Below are 16,261 nucleotides of genomic sequence, written 5' to 3' on the forward strand. Positions count from 1 at the left end.
TTTGGGTTAGAAACCTAACTGAATACCGGCACTAAACTGCTTGGGGTTCGGATAGTTGATGATGGTAGAAGACAATGTACCATTGAAAGCATTGGCGTTTACTACCTCGGGGTCCATCAGGTTGGACTTGGTCCAGGTCCAGAGGTTCAAGCCTTGCACATATACACGCAGGCTTCTGGCCCCAATGGATTTCATGATGCTTTGAGGCACATCGTAAGATAAGGTCAACTGCTTCAAACGCACATAAGAAGCGTCTTCCAAATAGAAGCTTGAAGCAAATAAACCACCACCATTTGAGTACACGCCACCTTCAATGGGCTTAGGCATGTTGGTCACATCACCCGGCTGCTGCCAGCGATCCAAAATCAACACAGACTGGTTGCTTCCGTCAGGTGCACCATTCAAGATGTTTGCCCAGAAGTCACCATTAAAGGCTTTGTTGCCAATCTGGTACTGGAAGAAGACTGTCAACGACAGGCCTTTGTAAGAGAATACGTTGTTCCAACCACCGAAGAACTTGGGCGTATTGGAGCCTAAGAATTTGTTGTCTCTTTGAGTAGGCTGGTAGGTGATATTGCCCAAGGTATCGTAGTACATGGGAATACCATTTGCCGAGTTTACCCCTGCATATTCAGGCAACCACCATACTCCTATGGGCTGTCCTTTATGCAAAACAACATCACCGGCACCTACATCTACAGTAATACGATCTTGATTATTGGGTAGTTTTTCTACTTTATTTTGCAAGAATGAGATATTGAAGCTGGAGGTCCATTGGAAATCACCTTTATCCAAAGGCACACCGCCAATCTCTATATCTATACCACGGTTACGGATGACTGCATCGGTGTTACCGGTGATGGAGTTAGGCGAACCGGCATCGTTTACGAGGTCAACAGGTAAAAGCAGGTCCTGATTCTTTTTATCCCACAGGTCAACAGAACCATAGAGACGATCGGCAAACAAACCAAAGTCTAAACCAATATTGGTCTGATAAGATGTTTCCCAAGTAAGGAGGTCATTACCCAACACATTAGGAGCAAGCCCTGCACCACCTAAGTACTGTCCGGCAGAAGCGAAGGTGCTGCGGTTACGGAAATTACCAATTTCAGCATTACCTACCTTACCGTAGCCAACACGCAGCTTCAAGTTAGACAAGAAAGCCGCACCATCCATGAAGTCTTCTTCTGAGATAGCCCATGCACCGGATACTCCCCAGAAAGTACCATAGCGATTCTTAGCACCAAAGCGGGATGTTCCATCACGACGAATAGTGGCGTCCAGATAGTATTTACCGGCATAATTGTACTGCACCTTACCAAAAATACCCTGGCGAATGTACTCTCTGGTAAGGCCCCCAACATCGCGAGGTTTGGAAGCAGCATTCAGGCCGGTCAATCCTTGGTTGGGCAACTGATTACCTTGTGCAAAAGTTAGCGTAAAGTTTTCATTACGCACCTCACCACCAGCAATGGCAGCTATATTATGTACATCAGCAAAAGTACGCTGGAAGTTCAAGGTCACACTGGTGTTGTAGTCGAAGGAGCGACGGTAGGTTTCTGAAATCAACCCTCCCAAACTTGCAAAAGCAGGAATAGTAGCCGGACGGAAGTTAAAGTCTTTATTCACGGAGTAATCAAGACCACCGAAAGCTACCAACTTCAAGCCTTCAACGATTTGATAGTTCATCTGCATGGAGCCGATGGTCTTGAAGATAGAGCCTTCGCGACGCTCTTGGTTCACCCCTTGTACAATGTTGTAGTTGAAAGCCCACAAACCATCGCTACGCTGGGCATAAGTTCCATCAGGATTATAAGGCGAGGTAGTGGGAGTAGCAACAAACGCACCAAAGAAAGGCGAGTTCAGGTAGTTACCAACAGCACCACTTGATACAATATCATTGGAAATTGCTCCAAAGATCTTTTGGTTCGACACATTCAAGGTCATATCCAAGGACAAGCGGTCGGAAAGTTGCTGGGTAGTATTCAAGCGCAACACATAACGCTCCCAATAGTTTTTGATAACTTGTCCGTCTTGTCTGTCGTAAGCACCACTCACAAAGAATGAGCCTTTGTCATCACCTTTGCTTGCAGACAATGAGTAAGAGCTCAGGCGTCCGGTTCGGAACAACTCATTCACCCAGTCGAAGTTGGTCAGATTCGGATCATCAGGATCGCCATATCTCGCTGCTCCGGAAGGATAATAAGAGCCGGGTCCGTTCGCGTTTTCCCAAGCTTCTTTCTTGATTTGAGCAAACTGACGTCCGTTCAACACTTTGTACGGATTCAAAGGCTGATTAATACCTTCTTGCACATTCAAAGTAAACTGAGGCTTGCCCTTTCCACGCTTTGTACGGATAATTACCACACCATTGGCTGCTTGTGCACCATAGATAGCTGCGGCCGAAGCATCTTTCAATACCTGAATAGATTCAATGTCATTGGGGTTGATACCACCCAATACGTTGTTAGAACCTTGTCCGGACAAAGCCCCGCCTTGTATTTGTACGCCATCTACGATGTAGAGCGGTGCATTGGAAGCCAAGGCAGAGCCGGTACCACGGATACGGAAAGTCAAAGCTCCACCGGGAGCACCACTGGTTGCCTGCACCAAAACACCGGAGAGACGGCCTTGCACGGCACGGTCAAAGGTCTGGAGTGGCAGGTTCTCAAAATCTTCACCTTTTACGGCAGCTACTGAACCGCTGATGCTCAGCTTATCGATAGTACCATAAGAGGTAACCACCACCTCCTCTAAGCCCATGGGCTTCAATGAAACATCCAGAGAGGTCTGGGTGCCCACGGTAATCACTTGTTGCTGATACCCTACAAAGTCAACTACCAGGGTAGCACCTTCGGGCACGGTCAAGGTGAAGCTACCGTTGGCGTCGGTCACGGTCCCGATAGACGGGTTGTCCTTCACATACACGCTGGCTCCGGGCAGGGGTTGTCCCTGGTCATCTTTGACGGTACCGGAGATTGTTCTGTCTTGCGCAAAAGCCCAGAGGCTTGTCAACAGCGCCAAGACAAAACTCATGAGTACACGATTTCTCATAAGACTTGCTTTTTTTGGTTTTTGTTTAGAATAAACTTACAGCCCAAATATATAGATTTTATTTCCAAATCACCAAATTTTTAAGCAACATTCAAATATCAAGCACCAATAGAAAAGCAATCGAACAAGTCAAAACAAAACATTATTTTGAACAAAGAATAACAAAACTGTTTTTTTAAAATTTTATACCCTAAACCATCACACATGTATAATGAAAGCTACTATTGTTCTTTCCGGTACCTTACTCTCTTTAAGCAGCTCCTTTTCCCATCATCCTTTTGCTATTGCCCCCTTCTTATCATGTCGAGCATGCCTCTTTGTCATTTCGGGCGCAGCGAGAAATCTATTGCATTTTTTCTGTAGCTTGAATTGACGAGCGCTCACACTCGCCTCGCTCGTTCGAGATGACAGACAGCTTTCGTATTTCTCTTGTCTCTTGATAAGCATGAATCATGTATATTTGCAGGAAACAAAAACAAGTAAAAGCATGACACAAGAACAACTGAAGGAGTTAAAAGCCGGTGTTGCGGCTTTGGGAGGTTATCTTTGACTACGCCCGGCGAAAAGAAGAAATCAAGCAATTAGAAGAAAAAACCACGCAAGCAGGCTTTTGGGACACCCCCGATGAAGCGCAAAAAACGATGCAGCACATCAAGCGGCTCAAAGGGTGGGTCGTTCCCTACGAAGCGCTGCTGCGTAAAGTAGAGGATCTGGAGGTGCTTTACGAGTTCCTGGAGTTAGGCGAGGGCAACGAAACCGAGGTCGAACAAGCCTACCAAGAAGCGATGCGCATGCTCGAAGACCTGGAGCTCAAGCGCATGCTCGGGCGCGAAGAAGACGCACTCAGTGCCATCGTGGAGATCAACCCCGGTGCCGGCGGTACCGAAAGCCAGGACTGGGCTTCTATGCTGCTGCGCATGTATATCATGTGGGCAGAGAAGCACGGCTATAAGGTACATGAGCTCAACTACCAAGCCGGCGAAGTGGCCGGTATCAAGTCTGCTTCCATAGAAGTAGAAGGTGATTTTGCATACGGCTACTTAAAGTCAGAAATAGGTGTGCACCGTTTGGTGCGTGTTTCGCCCTTCGATGCCAGTGGGCGCCGGCATACCTCATTTGCCTCTGTCTTTGTGTATCCGGTCGTGGACGACAGCATAGAAATAGAGATCAACCCTGCCGACCTGGAGTGGGACACTTTCCGTTCTGGTGGTAAAGGGGGGCAAAACGTAAACAAAGTGGAAACGGCCGTACGCGTCCGCCATATCCCCTCCGGCATTGTGGTGGAATGCCAGCAGGAGCGCTCGCAGCACCAAAACCGGGAAAAAGCACTGCAGATGTTACGCTCGCGCCTCTATCAACTGGAATTACAAAAGCGTGAAGAAGAGCGTGCCAAGATAGAAAGCACCAAAAAGAAAATTGAATGGGGCTCGCAGATTCGCAATTATGTATTGCACCCCTATAAGTTGGTCAAAGACCTGCGCACAGGCGTAGAGACCAGCGACGTGCAGTCTGTCTTGGATGGCGAGCTGGACGACTTCATCAAGGCTTACCTTCTGCAGGAGAGTGCTACCGACAGCACCTCTTGAAAAAAGCATCGCTTTTTCTTATTGCTGAACCGCCATAGCCTCTATGGCGGTTTCTTTTGTCTTTAGGTTTTTTGTAATATTAAGCCGCCAAAATGCAACGTTCCCCTTTTTCTTTATAAAAAAGGTTGAAGCAAGAAACACACACATAACATTAAACAAATCCAATAACAATGAAGCACTTTCAACGAATGAATACCATAGCAGGCTGGCTCATTTTTCTTATAGCCACCACGGTCTATTGGTTGACCCTGGAACCCACTGCCAGCTTCTGGGATTGTGGTGAATTTATTGCCTGCTCTTATAAGCTGGAAGTTCCCCACCCACCCGGTGCCCCTTTCTTTCTGCTTTTCAATCGCCTGTTTTCGTTTCTGGCAGCCGGCGACGTATATAAGGTTGCTTACTTTATCAACCTGAGCTCCGCACTTGCCAGCGGCTTCACCATTCTCTTTCTTTTTTGGAGCATCGGCATGCTGGCGCTTAAACTCTTGCCCGCCGGACGCCAAAAGTCGCCTACTCCGGCCGACACCCTGCTTATCCTGGGAGCGTCAGGCATTGGTGCGCTGGCTTATACTTTTAGTGACTCCTTTTGGTTCTCTGCCGTAGAGGCAGAAGTCTATGCCATGTCTTCCTTCTTCACTGCCTTTGTGATTTGGGCAATGCTCAAATGGGAACAAACCGAAGACCCTCAAAAGGCACAACGCTGGCTATTGCTCATTGCCTATATGGTAGGTCTTTCCATAGGTGTACACATCTTGAACTTGGTGTGCCTGCCGGCGCTCGCACTTATTTACTACTACAAGAAACAGCAAGAAAAACAAGCCCGGCCTACTTTCTGGGGCGCAGTATGGGCAATGGCTATTGGCGGTGCCATTATCTTGGCTATTATCGTTTTCATCATTCCGGGGCTGCCCGAACTTGCCGGAAAATTTGAAATATTCTTTGTAAACTCCTTGAATCTGCCTTTCAACAGCGGTTTAATCTTCTTCAGCCTTCTGTTGTTAGGGGGGCTGATTTGGGGGCTGGTCTTTAGCTTCCGCAAACAAAAACACGCCCTCCACCTGGCACTGCTCATGCTTACACTCGTCTTGATAGGTTACGGCTCTTACGGTATCGTATTGATACGGGCGCAATTCAACCCGCCTATCAACGAAAACGACCCCAGCGATGCCATACGCATTGTTTCTTACTTGAAACGCGAGCAGTACGGCGATCGCCCCTTGCTCTATGGACCTGTGTTTACAGCCCGCCCTGTTCGCAGTGAGAAGGCAGCTCCCCTTTACCGCAAGGATGAAGCGAAAGGCAAATATGTGATTTACGACTACAAAGAGACCTATACCTATGATAAAAACATGCTTTTTCCGCGCATATACAGCCGTGAGGGCAGTCATGTGCGCATGTACCGCCAGATATTAGGCTTGCGGGAAGGCGAAGAGCCCACTTTTGCCGACAATATTGCTTTCTTGCTAAAGCACCAAATCGGCCACATGTATTTCCGCTATTTTATGTGGAATTTTGCAGGCAGGGAGAGCGACATTCAAAATGCCGGCTTCTTGGCACCTTGGGACAGCGACAAGGACTTGCCGGAATTGCTGGCAAAAAACAAAGCCCGTAACCAATACTACAGCCTGCCTCTTCTATTAGGCCTCTTGGGCTTGTTCTTTGTATATGCCCGCAACCGTCAAGTGTTTTACTTTACCCTTCTGCTTTTCTTCTTCATGGGCATTGCCTTGGTGCTTTATCTTAATTCCCCGCCCATCGAACCCCGCGAACGTGACTATATTTATGTAGGCTCTTTCTACGCTTTTGCCATGTGGATAGGCTTCGGCGTGATGGCCTTAGCCGATTTGATTAATGGTCTTGTAAAAAACAAACAGCTGCAAGCTGCTTTGGCTACTGCTCTGTGCCTGCCTGTGCCGGGCATCATGGTAGCCGAAGGCTGGGACGACCACGACCGCTCAGACCGCTACTTCCAAGTGGATATGGCAAAGAATATTCTCAACTCTTGCGCACCCAATGCCATCTTATTTACAGCGGGCGACAACGACACCTTCCCGCTGTGGTATGTGCAGGAAGTGGAAGGATTCCGCACCGACGTGCGTGTATGTAACCTGAGCTTGTTCGCTACTGACTGGTATATTTCGCAGATGAAGCGGCAGGTGTATGAATCTACCCCTCTGCCTATCTCGCTTGAAGAAAAAGACTTTGCTGCCGGTGTCAACGAACAAGTGGTGGTCATGAAAGCCCCGCAGCTTGGCAGTACACAAGCCGAAGCGCTATATCAAAAAGGTGTTGACTTAAATACATTCTTTAAGCTATTGCAGGAGAACCATCCGGTGGTGCGTGTGCCCAATCCGGAGTATGGCAACGCCATTGCCATCTTACCTTCTCAAAAGGTGTACTTGAAGTTAAACATAGACCCCGGCAAAGTGCAGTCTTGGCTGCCCAAAGACAAGGCGCAGAACCTTCCCGGCCACATGGAATGGACCTTGCCCATTGAGCAGTTCTTTAAGAACAGCCTGGCTGTACTGAATGTCGTAGCCACGAACAATGCCAACGGATGGGAACGCCCCATCTACTTTGCCCCCACTCTGGGCAGCACCGACTACATGGGCTTGGAGCCCTACCTGCAGGCCGAAGGCTTTGCTTACCGCCTTACCCCCATCAAGCTGGGAGGGGCCGGCGACATATTCGTGAACACCGATATCATGTATGAAAACATGATGAAAAAGATGTTCTGGCGAAACCTTGATCGCCCTGACATACACTACAATGAAGACTATCGTCGCTTTGTGCTCATTGCCCGCAATGCTTTTGCCCGCCTGGCAGAGCAGCTGATTATGGAGGGCAAGAAAGACAAAGCAAAAAAGGCGTTACTCGAAAGCCTGCGCTTGATGCCCGACGCCTCTATTCCCTACGACGTGTATTCCGTTCAGTATATTCAGCTGCTCTTGCTGGTGGATGAAACCGCTAAAGCCAAAGAAATGGCAGAAGTTATGGCAAGAAGGGCCAAAGAGGAAATAGAGTATGCGCTGCGACAGCAGGACCTTTACTCACGCAACCTCATGGCAAACTTGTACACACTCAACCATATCGTGCAGGTGTTTGAGCAGTATCAGCTGCCCGAAGCCGCTCAATACAAACAGTGGCTTCAAAAATATGAAGGATTGTTGCAATAGCCATAAATGCAAATGAAACAACAAAAGCGGGGCGTTTGATTGCCCCGCTTTTTATTTTTTGTACCCACAGCTACTCAAGCGCCCCTCTCAGGTCTCTACTATCTTGGTTTTCAGGCCTGCCCAGAAGTTACCTTCTTTTGCCTTGCCTACGATATAAACATCTTTTTCTACATTGCCCACCACAAACACTTGGGGCTTGCGCACCAGCTTACGCAATTCAAAAATCATTTCTTGAAACTGATCGACCATGTCCAGCTCTTCCTCTGTGTGCCAGTCTTGCGGCACGGCTACCGGATAGAAAAAAGCATCGAACGAACGCTCCTCTATAGGCACTCCGGGGGCAAGCGCCAATATTTCGCGTACCTCTTCTTTGGAAAGCGGTCCTTCACTCTTTTCCACCAACCAATAAAAGCCTTCAAAAGGCTCATCGGTTTCGCTCGGGTATAACAGATTGGCAGAGATGGCATCCAGGCGTAGAGCCACTTCAGCTGCTTTGTCTTCTTCTTGCATCATAGACTCTTCTTTGCTCGTTTTTTAGTGCGCAATATTATAAAACATACGAATATACATACCACTATGTTAGGTATGCAAGCATAAGTTACTTTTTAAATTTCACACCACCCGCTTTTAGCAATATAAAAAACTTAAAAGTTGTATAGTACAATTAAAAAATATCACTTTTTTTTAGTATGAATGAATACTTATTTTATATTTGCTTTGTATTTTCAGTAAAAACAAAACGTAATGTATTATGAAAAAATTAGTACTTAGCCTATTGGTCGGAGCCAGCAGCTTTGCGGCTTACGCCGGCGGCTTCCAAGTGGTGCTGCAAGGCGTTCGACAAACCAGCATGGGTAATGTAGCCACTGCGGTGCCCGATGCGGCCAGTATTTTCTTCAACCCCGGTGCTGTGGCTATGCTCGAGGGCAACGTGGTGTCGGCAGGGGTAAGCCCCATCATCTCGCGCATCTCTTACCTTGAAAATGAGCCTTACTATGCCGAAGCAAAAACCGATAACCCGGTATCGCTGCCCTTCTATCTTTATGCAGCTTTCGGCTTCGGTCCTGAAAATGAAAACGGCGTTAAACGCCTGAAAGCAGGTATCGGCGTATTCACGCCTTATGGTTCTACCGTAAAATGGGAAGACGGATGGCCTAAACAAACCTATCTGCGTGAGCTGTCGCTACGTGCTATCTACATTCAACCTACGGTTTCATTCATGATCAACGATTACATAGGCATTGGCGCCGGATTGGACGTAGTGCTGGGTAGCATCAACCTTAAGCGTGGCATCGCAGACCCTACTACCGGCAATTTTGCTGAGGTTGATTTCACAGGCACAGCCGAAACAGCCCTTGGCTATAACGTAGGCTTATTCGTGAAATCGCCCGATGGATTTTCGTTTGGCGTGAACTACCGCTCCAAAGTGATGTCGGAAGTAAAAGAAGGCGACGTAACCTTTGACCTGACAGGTACCAGCCAAACCTTCCAGCAGAGTGCACAGCTGCAAAACACCAAGTTCAGCTCTTCGCTGCCTCTGCCGGGCGTGCTTACTGTTGGCTTTGCTTACAGCAACGACAAGCTGACCGTAGCTACCGACCTGCGTTATACGCAATGGAGTGCCTACGAACAGCTGAAGTTTGAATTCCAAGATCCTGTCGGCGGAGCCACTGAATCAGTATCCAAGCGTAAGTACAAAGATGCCATTACAGTAGGCATTGGCGCCGAATATGGCGTAACCGATGCTTTGAAAGCACGTGTGGGTGCTTACTATGACTTCACCCCTGTGCCGGAAGGTTACATGACCGCCGAAACCCCCGATGCCAATGCATTGGGCTTAACTGCAGGCTTAGGCTACTCCTTGGGCAACCTGAATATCAATGCAGGCTTCTTATTTGTAAACAAAGAAAAGCGTAGCCAGTTGGCAGCTACCGATGCCAACACTATCAGTGGCACCTTCAAAACCCAAGCTTATATTCCTTCATTCGGTGTGTCTTACAATTTCTAAGCTGACAGTATCAAGACCTTAGATGCAAATCAAAACAAAGAAAACCATGAAAAAGAACATATTATACATAGCCATGGCTGCTGCCCTTGGCTTCACGGCCTGCCAGCCTGAGATAGAGTCGCCTATCAGTAAAGGCAGCGAAATCGACTTGACCAAATACGTAGCTGTGGGCAACTCGCTTACTGCCGGTTATATGGACGGAGGCGTGTACAATGAAGGGATTGAGGCCTCTTATCCCAACTTGATTGCCAAGCAATTCAAGCTGGTAGGCGGTGGCGACTTTGTGCAAGCCTACTTCCCCGAAGGACAGGAAAATGGCAGTGGTTACTTTAAAGTAACCGGTTTCGACAGCAACGGTGTGCCAATCGTAGAAACCGAAACCAACAACCTGGCTGTTACCGGCCAAACTTTACCCGGCGGTGCTGCTCAGTTAACAGCTTACAGCGGTCCCCTGCCTAACAACTTGGGCATTCCGGGCATTGCTGTAGCCAACTTGCAAGACCCTCTGTATAGCCAAGGAAACCCTTATTTTGAACGCTTAAAGTCAGGCAATCCCACCAGTTACATAGACATGGTAGGTGAGGCAGCCCCCACTTTCTTCACCTGCTGGATGGGCAACAACGACGTATTGGGCTTTGTTACCAGTGGTGGCACCTCCCCTATTACCGATGCCGCTACCTTCCAAACCAACTATCAAGCTCTTATTGACAAGCTCACCGAAAATGGGGCAAAAGGCGTTATAGCCAACATTCCCAATGTTACTTCCATTCCTTATGTATATGCACCCAATGCTTTGGTTGCCCAACAAGCCGGAGGCAGCTTCCCTGTTATTCCGCTGGACGCAACCACTGCCGCACAGCTTAACGGTGCTTATCAGTTGGCCGGCTATTCTGATCCCGGTTTTCAAGCAGGTAATAACTACCCCGTCATTGTAGTAGATGACCCTGCTACTGCCAGTGTAATTGAAGTGCGTCAGATGGACCCCAATCAAGACCTGCTGCTGTATCACTTCCTGAACCCTGCCAACCCTACCGGGCATGCAGGCGAAATAGCCACCGGACGCGGCTGGATGACCGATACCAATAGCGACAACATCCCCGACACTCCCACCCCTATTGCTGACCGGGATGTGTTGGACTATGCTGAGCTGGTAGAAGCAATTACCGCCGTAGTTACCTTCAACACCATTATTCAACAAGTGGCTGATGCTGCAGGCATTCCTGTGATTGATACGGATCCTTATTTGTTGCAAGTATTGAGCGGACAAGGCATTGAAGGTGTGCAGGTAGATGGCACGCCTTTCAGTGGTGGTTTCTTCTCTATTGACCAAGTGCACCCCACTCCCAAAGGCTATGCCATCATGGCAAATATTTTCTTGCGTCATATCAACAAGGCATATAATGCCAATATCCCGTTGATTGATATCAACGCCCTGAACCCCAGAGGGGTCAAATTTCCTTAATTCTTGACACCATACCGTCAAGCTTTCGGACCTGCCCTTAGGGCAGGTTTTTTTGTTATATATGCCACCCAATATCGCAACATGGTATAATATTTGACGCATATGAGGATGTGTTTAAACTAAAATTTTTGTCTTATGAAAAGAACGAATGTAATCCTGCTGAATTTGTTAGTCGCAGTCGGTGTAGTGTTTTTAAGCTCCTGCAAAAAGAAGGACCCTGCTGCACCTCTACCGACCATTGATTTTACCAGCACACCGGACGCCTCTTATGCCTTTAACTCCGGTACCAGCTTCAAGTTAGGGGTTAAAATCTATGCCCCGGAAAAACTCAAGTTGGTCAACGTGGAATTGATTATTACCGGCTTACCTACTCAAAACCTTGAAAACTTCCCCAAGAAAAGCGGTTTCACCGAGAACAACACTACCTACGAAGCTACTTTGGATATTCCCGTTTCTGACAACTGGACCGCAGACACAGAAGTAGAAGTGCGCGTGAGTGCCAAAGACAAAGGTGCTAATGGTGGACGCACCATGGAACGCTCTTTCTTCTTTACTGTCGGGAAGCCCGGCAGTGGACGGGTAGAAGCCGTAGATATTGGCGCCGGTGGTTCTGCTCCAACCATAAGTGCAATAGTAGAAGTTAAGTTAGGTGACCAGGGAGCCAGCGAAGGCAGCTACCTGCGTACCGATAACGAAACCGTATATACCACTTCACAAGTGGATGCTCTTAACGCTACCGATGCCGCCAAGATAGACATTACCCTTGGACAAAGCACCGGTGGCAGCGTAGGCGCCGGCAAGATTGTCTTAATATCCCCCGCTTTGCGTGCTTCTGATGACGACGCCGCCTTGTTCGGCACCAACTTCAACTTCGGCTCTGCCGGTTCCAATGCAACATCAAGCACAGACACCTACTTTGCCACCACCACCCTGGACCCTGCCAATGCCACTGCCGACGATGTGGATGAATTGGGCATCAGCAGCAGCCAAGCCTACATGGTCATTACTCAAGGCAACACCTATGCCTTTATCAATGACATGGGTAAGAAAGGTGTAATAAAAGTAAAAAGCATTCAAAATTCAGGCTCAGGTAAGAGCGTAACTCTTGAATATGTAGTGCAGAAATAAGCACACATTCACAAGCTAAAAAGAGGGACTTTTAAAAGTCCCTCTTTTTTTATCCCCCCGGAAAAGTGCCGGTACACTTCCTCCCCTTCTGTCGTTATTTTGAGCGAAACGCAGCTTGGCGTTTCGAGTCTCACGCAGTGAGGCAAGAAGTCTCATCCTTCCAAACTACAGGAGGCAAAAGAGATTTCTTGCTTGCGCTCGAAAAAGCAAAAAGACAAAAGGGGAACGCTCGAAAAGACAAAAGGAATACTTGAAATAACAAAGTGAGATGCTCGCTAACAAAGCAAGGAAAGCAACTGTACAAATACAGCTTATCATTTCGAACGGAGCGCAGCGTAGTGAGAAATCTCTTCAAACCAAGCTACAAGCGGCAAAAAAGATTTCTCGCCTACGCTCGAAATGAAAAGGGACAAGACTCAAAGAAGCCAATGCCAAAAGCCGCTGTATCTGCCACCCGGCACCGGAGCATAAACCAAGCACACGCCTGCAACACTTGCCCTACAGCTTCTCGCCAAAAGCCAAGTCGCCGGCATCACCCAAGCCCGGTACTATGTAAGCTTTTTGATTGAGCGCGGGGTCGATGTCAGCTACCCAACAACGGGCAGAAGGCAGCTGCTGCTGTACATACTCTATACCTTGACGCGCCGCAATTACCGATACAATGTGTAGTGCCTGAGGCTCGCCCCCTTTTGCCGCCAACGCCCGGTAGGCTGTTACAATAGACTTTCCGCTTGCCAGCATAGGGTCTATCAGAATGAGTGTACGCCCCTCGAGGGCAGGCGTAGTAGTATAGAATTGCTCAATCTCAACGCCTTCTGCTCCACCGGCTTCGCTACCTTCTTTCCTGTACTCGCCCACAAAAGCTGTATCGGCTTCGGGAAACATGCGGCGGAATCCTTCATAAAGCGGAATGGCTGCTCTTAAAATAACGCCTAAAACAGGCGCATCAGGCAAGCGGTAATGCTCTTTGGTGCCAAGGGGCGTTTTGACAGTGGCTTGTTCGTAGTTGAGTTGTTTGGATAATTCATAAGCCAGCAAAAAACCTAAGCGTTCCATACTGTCCCAGAAGAGGCGCCTGTCCTTCTGCCTTTCTACCGAGCGCAGGTCGGTTAAATAATGATGGGCAATGGACGCTTGTTCACTCAATACAAATAGTTTCGACATGCTTAAAACGGTTGTAACGATTCAAGAAGCCTGCAAGACTGTGCAAAGCTACTAAAGCTGCTTGAGCTCTTCAATATTTCTTTCCAAACGATACACTTTTTTCTCAAGTGCTTCCACCTTGCCCTCGAGGTCTATTTCATGATGCTTATCGGCCGACAGGTCCACGCCTATAAAAAAGACATGCTCTATCTCTTGATTGATATTGCGCGCAGCCACGGCTGTTAAGCGCACATACTTATATTGAAAATCTTGGGCAGCCATCAACACATCGCCGGTGACTACTTCGTCCTGTTCCAGGCGGCGGGTGAGGTCTTCGAAGTCGAGGCGTCCCAAAATCAACTCATCAATATGGGCATGTAATGCCTGCTCGCGTTCAATGCCCAGCAAGCGACAGGTATATTCGTTGATGTCCAAAATATGAAAATGCTTGTCTGTTTCTATGCTGATGCAAGCACGCTCAAAAGCCACTTGCTTGGCGCTCAGCTCCTGTTGCGAGCGCATCATGCGTTGTGTACTTTGCACCTTACCTGTGATGTCGGTGGCAATACACAATACTTTTTTGAACTCCCCTTTGTCATTATGAATAGGGAAGAGCTGCGCACGCATCCAGAAAGGGCTTCCGTCCTTTTTGGAACGCTTAAGCTCTTTTTCCAGGTAAATGCCACTGCTCAACTGCGACCACAGCAAGTTGAACTCGCCCGGATCGGCATCAGCCGGGGCATACATCATGCGTGATTTGCCCAATATCTCTTCTTTGCTGAAGCCTGTCACTTCACAAAAACGGTCGTTCACATATATAAAATTGCCTGCGCTATCGAACTCCATGACGATGGCTTTTTCCCGTATGGCATCCAGCAAACTGCGGTACTCCTTGCTTTCGTATTTAAGCTTTCTGACTTCGCCTGCCAGACGGTCAATTTCATTTTGAAGCTCTTCTTCCTGCAGGCGCATTTGTTCAGTCATCAGGCGCGACTCTTCAAGCAAACGGCGTGTCTGCTCCGCACTTTTGAGAGACAGAAGCGTGGACCCAATATCGCTGGCCAGCTCTTCTATGAAACGGCGCTCTTTTTCACCAAAAGGATGAAAAGAAGCCAGCTCCAATACGCCCAACGTTTGTCCACGTGCTTTCAGGGGAACAATCAAAAGCGAACGCGGCTTTTCGCTGCCCATGCCACCACTAATTTCCACATACTGTTCCGGCACCTTGAGCAAATAAATGGTATTACCTTCCACCCAGCATTGCCCCACCAAACCTTCGCCCTTGCCTACTTCTTTTTTTACCAACCGTTTGCGGTCAAAAGCATAAAAGGCAGTCAGTGCCAAATGTGTTTCTTCTTCGTCTTCTTCTGCTTTCAGGACAAAAAGGGCAGCCTGCTGAGCCCCCACATAGCCGACCAGCTCGCGCATCAGCTCATCATACATTGCTTGCACGTCATCGGTATGGCGCAAAATTTCGGCGAAAAGATTCAGCCCTTCGGTTATCCAGCTCCGGTCGCGCTCTTCTTGTGCCACCTCAATCAATGCTTGACGCATTTTTTTCAAAGAAGAAGCCACCTCACCATCGGGCAAGCCTTCCAGCTCTGCTTCCAAATGTCCTTGTGCCACTTCTTCGGCAAAATGCCGGATGATTTGCATATTTTCCCGTATCTGACCGCCATCCACACATAGCTTTCCCAATTCATCTTGTGAAACAGGCACAGACTCCGGAACATTGGTTTGGGCCAATTCACCAAAGAAATGATGCAGGCGGCGCAAACCGGAAGACAGTCGCATATAAGCCCAACGGCTTCCCAGCAACATCAATACAAAAAGAATGATAAGCACGGCAAAGCCTTCGATGAGCATCAATAGGCGGTTGCGCGCTATCAAATCGCGCGACAGGCGCATTTGCCCGTCAAAGTTCAACAATAAGCGCTCTATTTCTGCCTGCACCTTGTCACTGACAGGTGCCACTTTGCTTTCAAACTCTTGCTGAAGGGGATTGTTGCCGGTAAGGCTGCCCGTCTCTAAGGGGGCATCAAACAAACCGCCTTCGGTCCAATCCGGTGAGACCTCTTCAGGCAGGCTGCCGGTAAGCGTATCTTCCTGCTGCGGCACAGCCGCCGTGAGCGAGTCGGTAGCCAAGGGGGCATCGAACAGGCTGGGCGTGTTTGCTTCCTGCTGTATTTCGCTTATTGCCTGCTCATACATTTCACGCTCACTCTCAAAGGCTTTGTCTATTTTGTGTTTCTTGATAAAAGTCAGCTGTTGGATTTGCAGCTTTTGCAGGCTGATAATCACATCTTGAAGCAAGGTGCGGTCATCTACGCTATGCCAAAGCTGCTCTTTATGACGCAGGCTGTCAATATAGGGCTGCAGCTCGTATTTCCACAGACGGTTGTGCTCCAGCTCGTACTTTTCATCGTCGAACAAGATACGAAACAAAGTGGCTTGGTTGGTGCGTTCGACCAACTGACTCACCGAAAGCAAGTATCGTTGCGAAGGATACAACACCTCTTCTATGTAGGCATGTTCTTCTTCTGTGTCTTGCCACAACAGCCAGGATGACCATACGGCAAACATCACCAAAAGAGTAGCCGCTGCCGTGCTATAGAACATGCGTCTGCGAATAATAGAAGGGAATTGAGTCTGAACCGCCTTGCCTTTCATAAAAATACTTTGAAAAAACTGCACATACTTATTT

Annotated in this window: 9 protein-coding genes; 5 read left to right on the forward strand and 4 right to left on the reverse strand. The window is 48.2% G+C overall.

The features are described 5' to 3' along the window. Positions 1–6: 6 nt before the first annotated feature. Positions 7–3,054 (reverse strand): SusC/RagA family TonB-linked outer membrane protein, encoded by a 3,048-nt coding sequence (locus K384_RS05335; RefSeq protein ID WP_038030165.1) that lies wholly within the window; start codon positions 3,052–3,054, stop codon positions 7–9. Positions 3,055–3,541: 487 nt separating this feature from the next. Between K384_RS05335 and prfB the strand changes: the two genes are divergently transcribed. Then, a protein-coding gene (prfB, locus tag K384_RS05340; RefSeq protein ID WP_157630065.1) for a peptide chain release factor 2 occupies positions 3,542–4,640 on the forward strand; the annotation gives its coding sequence in 2 pieces (ribosomal slippage) (positions 3,542–3,601 and positions 3,603–4,640; 1,098 coding nt in all). Positions 4,641–4,828: 188 nt separating this feature from the next. Further along, the gene (locus K384_RS05345) at positions 4,829–7,816 is read left to right on the forward strand and encodes a glycosyltransferase family 117 protein (RefSeq protein WP_245605282.1); all 2,988 of its coding nucleotides are present in this window, start codon (positions 4,829–4,831) and stop codon (positions 7,814–7,816) included. A gap of 87 nt (positions 7,817–7,903) precedes the next feature. Here the strand turns inward: K384_RS05345 and K384_RS05350 are convergent, their stop codons facing one another. Further along, positions 7,904–8,329 (reverse strand): nuclease A inhibitor family protein, encoded by a 426-nt coding sequence (locus tag K384_RS05350; protein WP_051633142.1) that lies wholly within the window; start codon positions 8,327–8,329, stop codon positions 7,904–7,906. Positions 8,330–8,567: 238 nt separating this feature from the next. Here K384_RS05350 and K384_RS05355 point away from each other — a divergent pair, with 238 nt between their 5' ends. The 3 genes from K384_RS05355 (at position 8,568) to K384_RS05365 (ending at position 12,414) form a co-directional block, all read left to right on the forward strand. After that, positions 8,568–9,824: an OmpP1/FadL family transporter gene (locus K384_RS05355; protein WP_038030169.1), complete on the forward strand. Its 1,257-nt coding sequence runs from the start codon at positions 8,568–8,570 to the stop codon at positions 9,822–9,824. Positions 9,825–9,870: 46 nt separating this feature from the next. Further along, positions 9,871–11,286 carry an SGNH/GDSL hydrolase family protein gene (locus K384_RS05360; protein ID WP_169737619.1) on the forward strand — a complete coding sequence of 472 codons (1,416 nt, stop codon included), beginning with the start codon at positions 9,871–9,873 and terminating at the stop codon, positions 11,284–11,286. Positions 11,287–11,421: 135 nt separating this feature from the next. Beyond that, the gene (locus tag K384_RS05365; RefSeq protein WP_038030172.1) at positions 11,422–12,414 is read left to right on the forward strand and encodes a hypothetical protein; all 993 of its coding nucleotides are present in this window, start codon (positions 11,422–11,424) and stop codon (positions 12,412–12,414) included. 498 nt (positions 12,415–12,912) lie between these two features. Here the strand turns inward: K384_RS05365 and upp are convergent, their stop codons facing one another. Next, positions 12,913–13,578, reverse strand: a complete 666-nt coding sequence (gene upp / locus K384_RS05370) for a uracil phosphoribosyltransferase (protein WP_038030173.1) — start codon at positions 13,576–13,578, stop codon at positions 12,913–12,915. A gap of 51 nt (positions 13,579–13,629) precedes the next feature. Further along, positions 13,630–16,227 (reverse strand): PAS domain S-box protein, encoded by a 2,598-nt coding sequence (locus K384_RS05375; protein ID WP_157630066.1) that lies wholly within the window; start codon positions 16,225–16,227, stop codon positions 13,630–13,632. Positions 16,228–16,261: the final 34 nt, after the last annotated feature.

Origin of the sequence: Thermonema rossianum DSM 10300, from assembly GCF_000426825.1 — a bacterium.
GTDB lineage: Bacteria > Bacteroidota > Bacteroidia > Cytophagales > Thermonemataceae > Thermonema > Thermonema rossianum.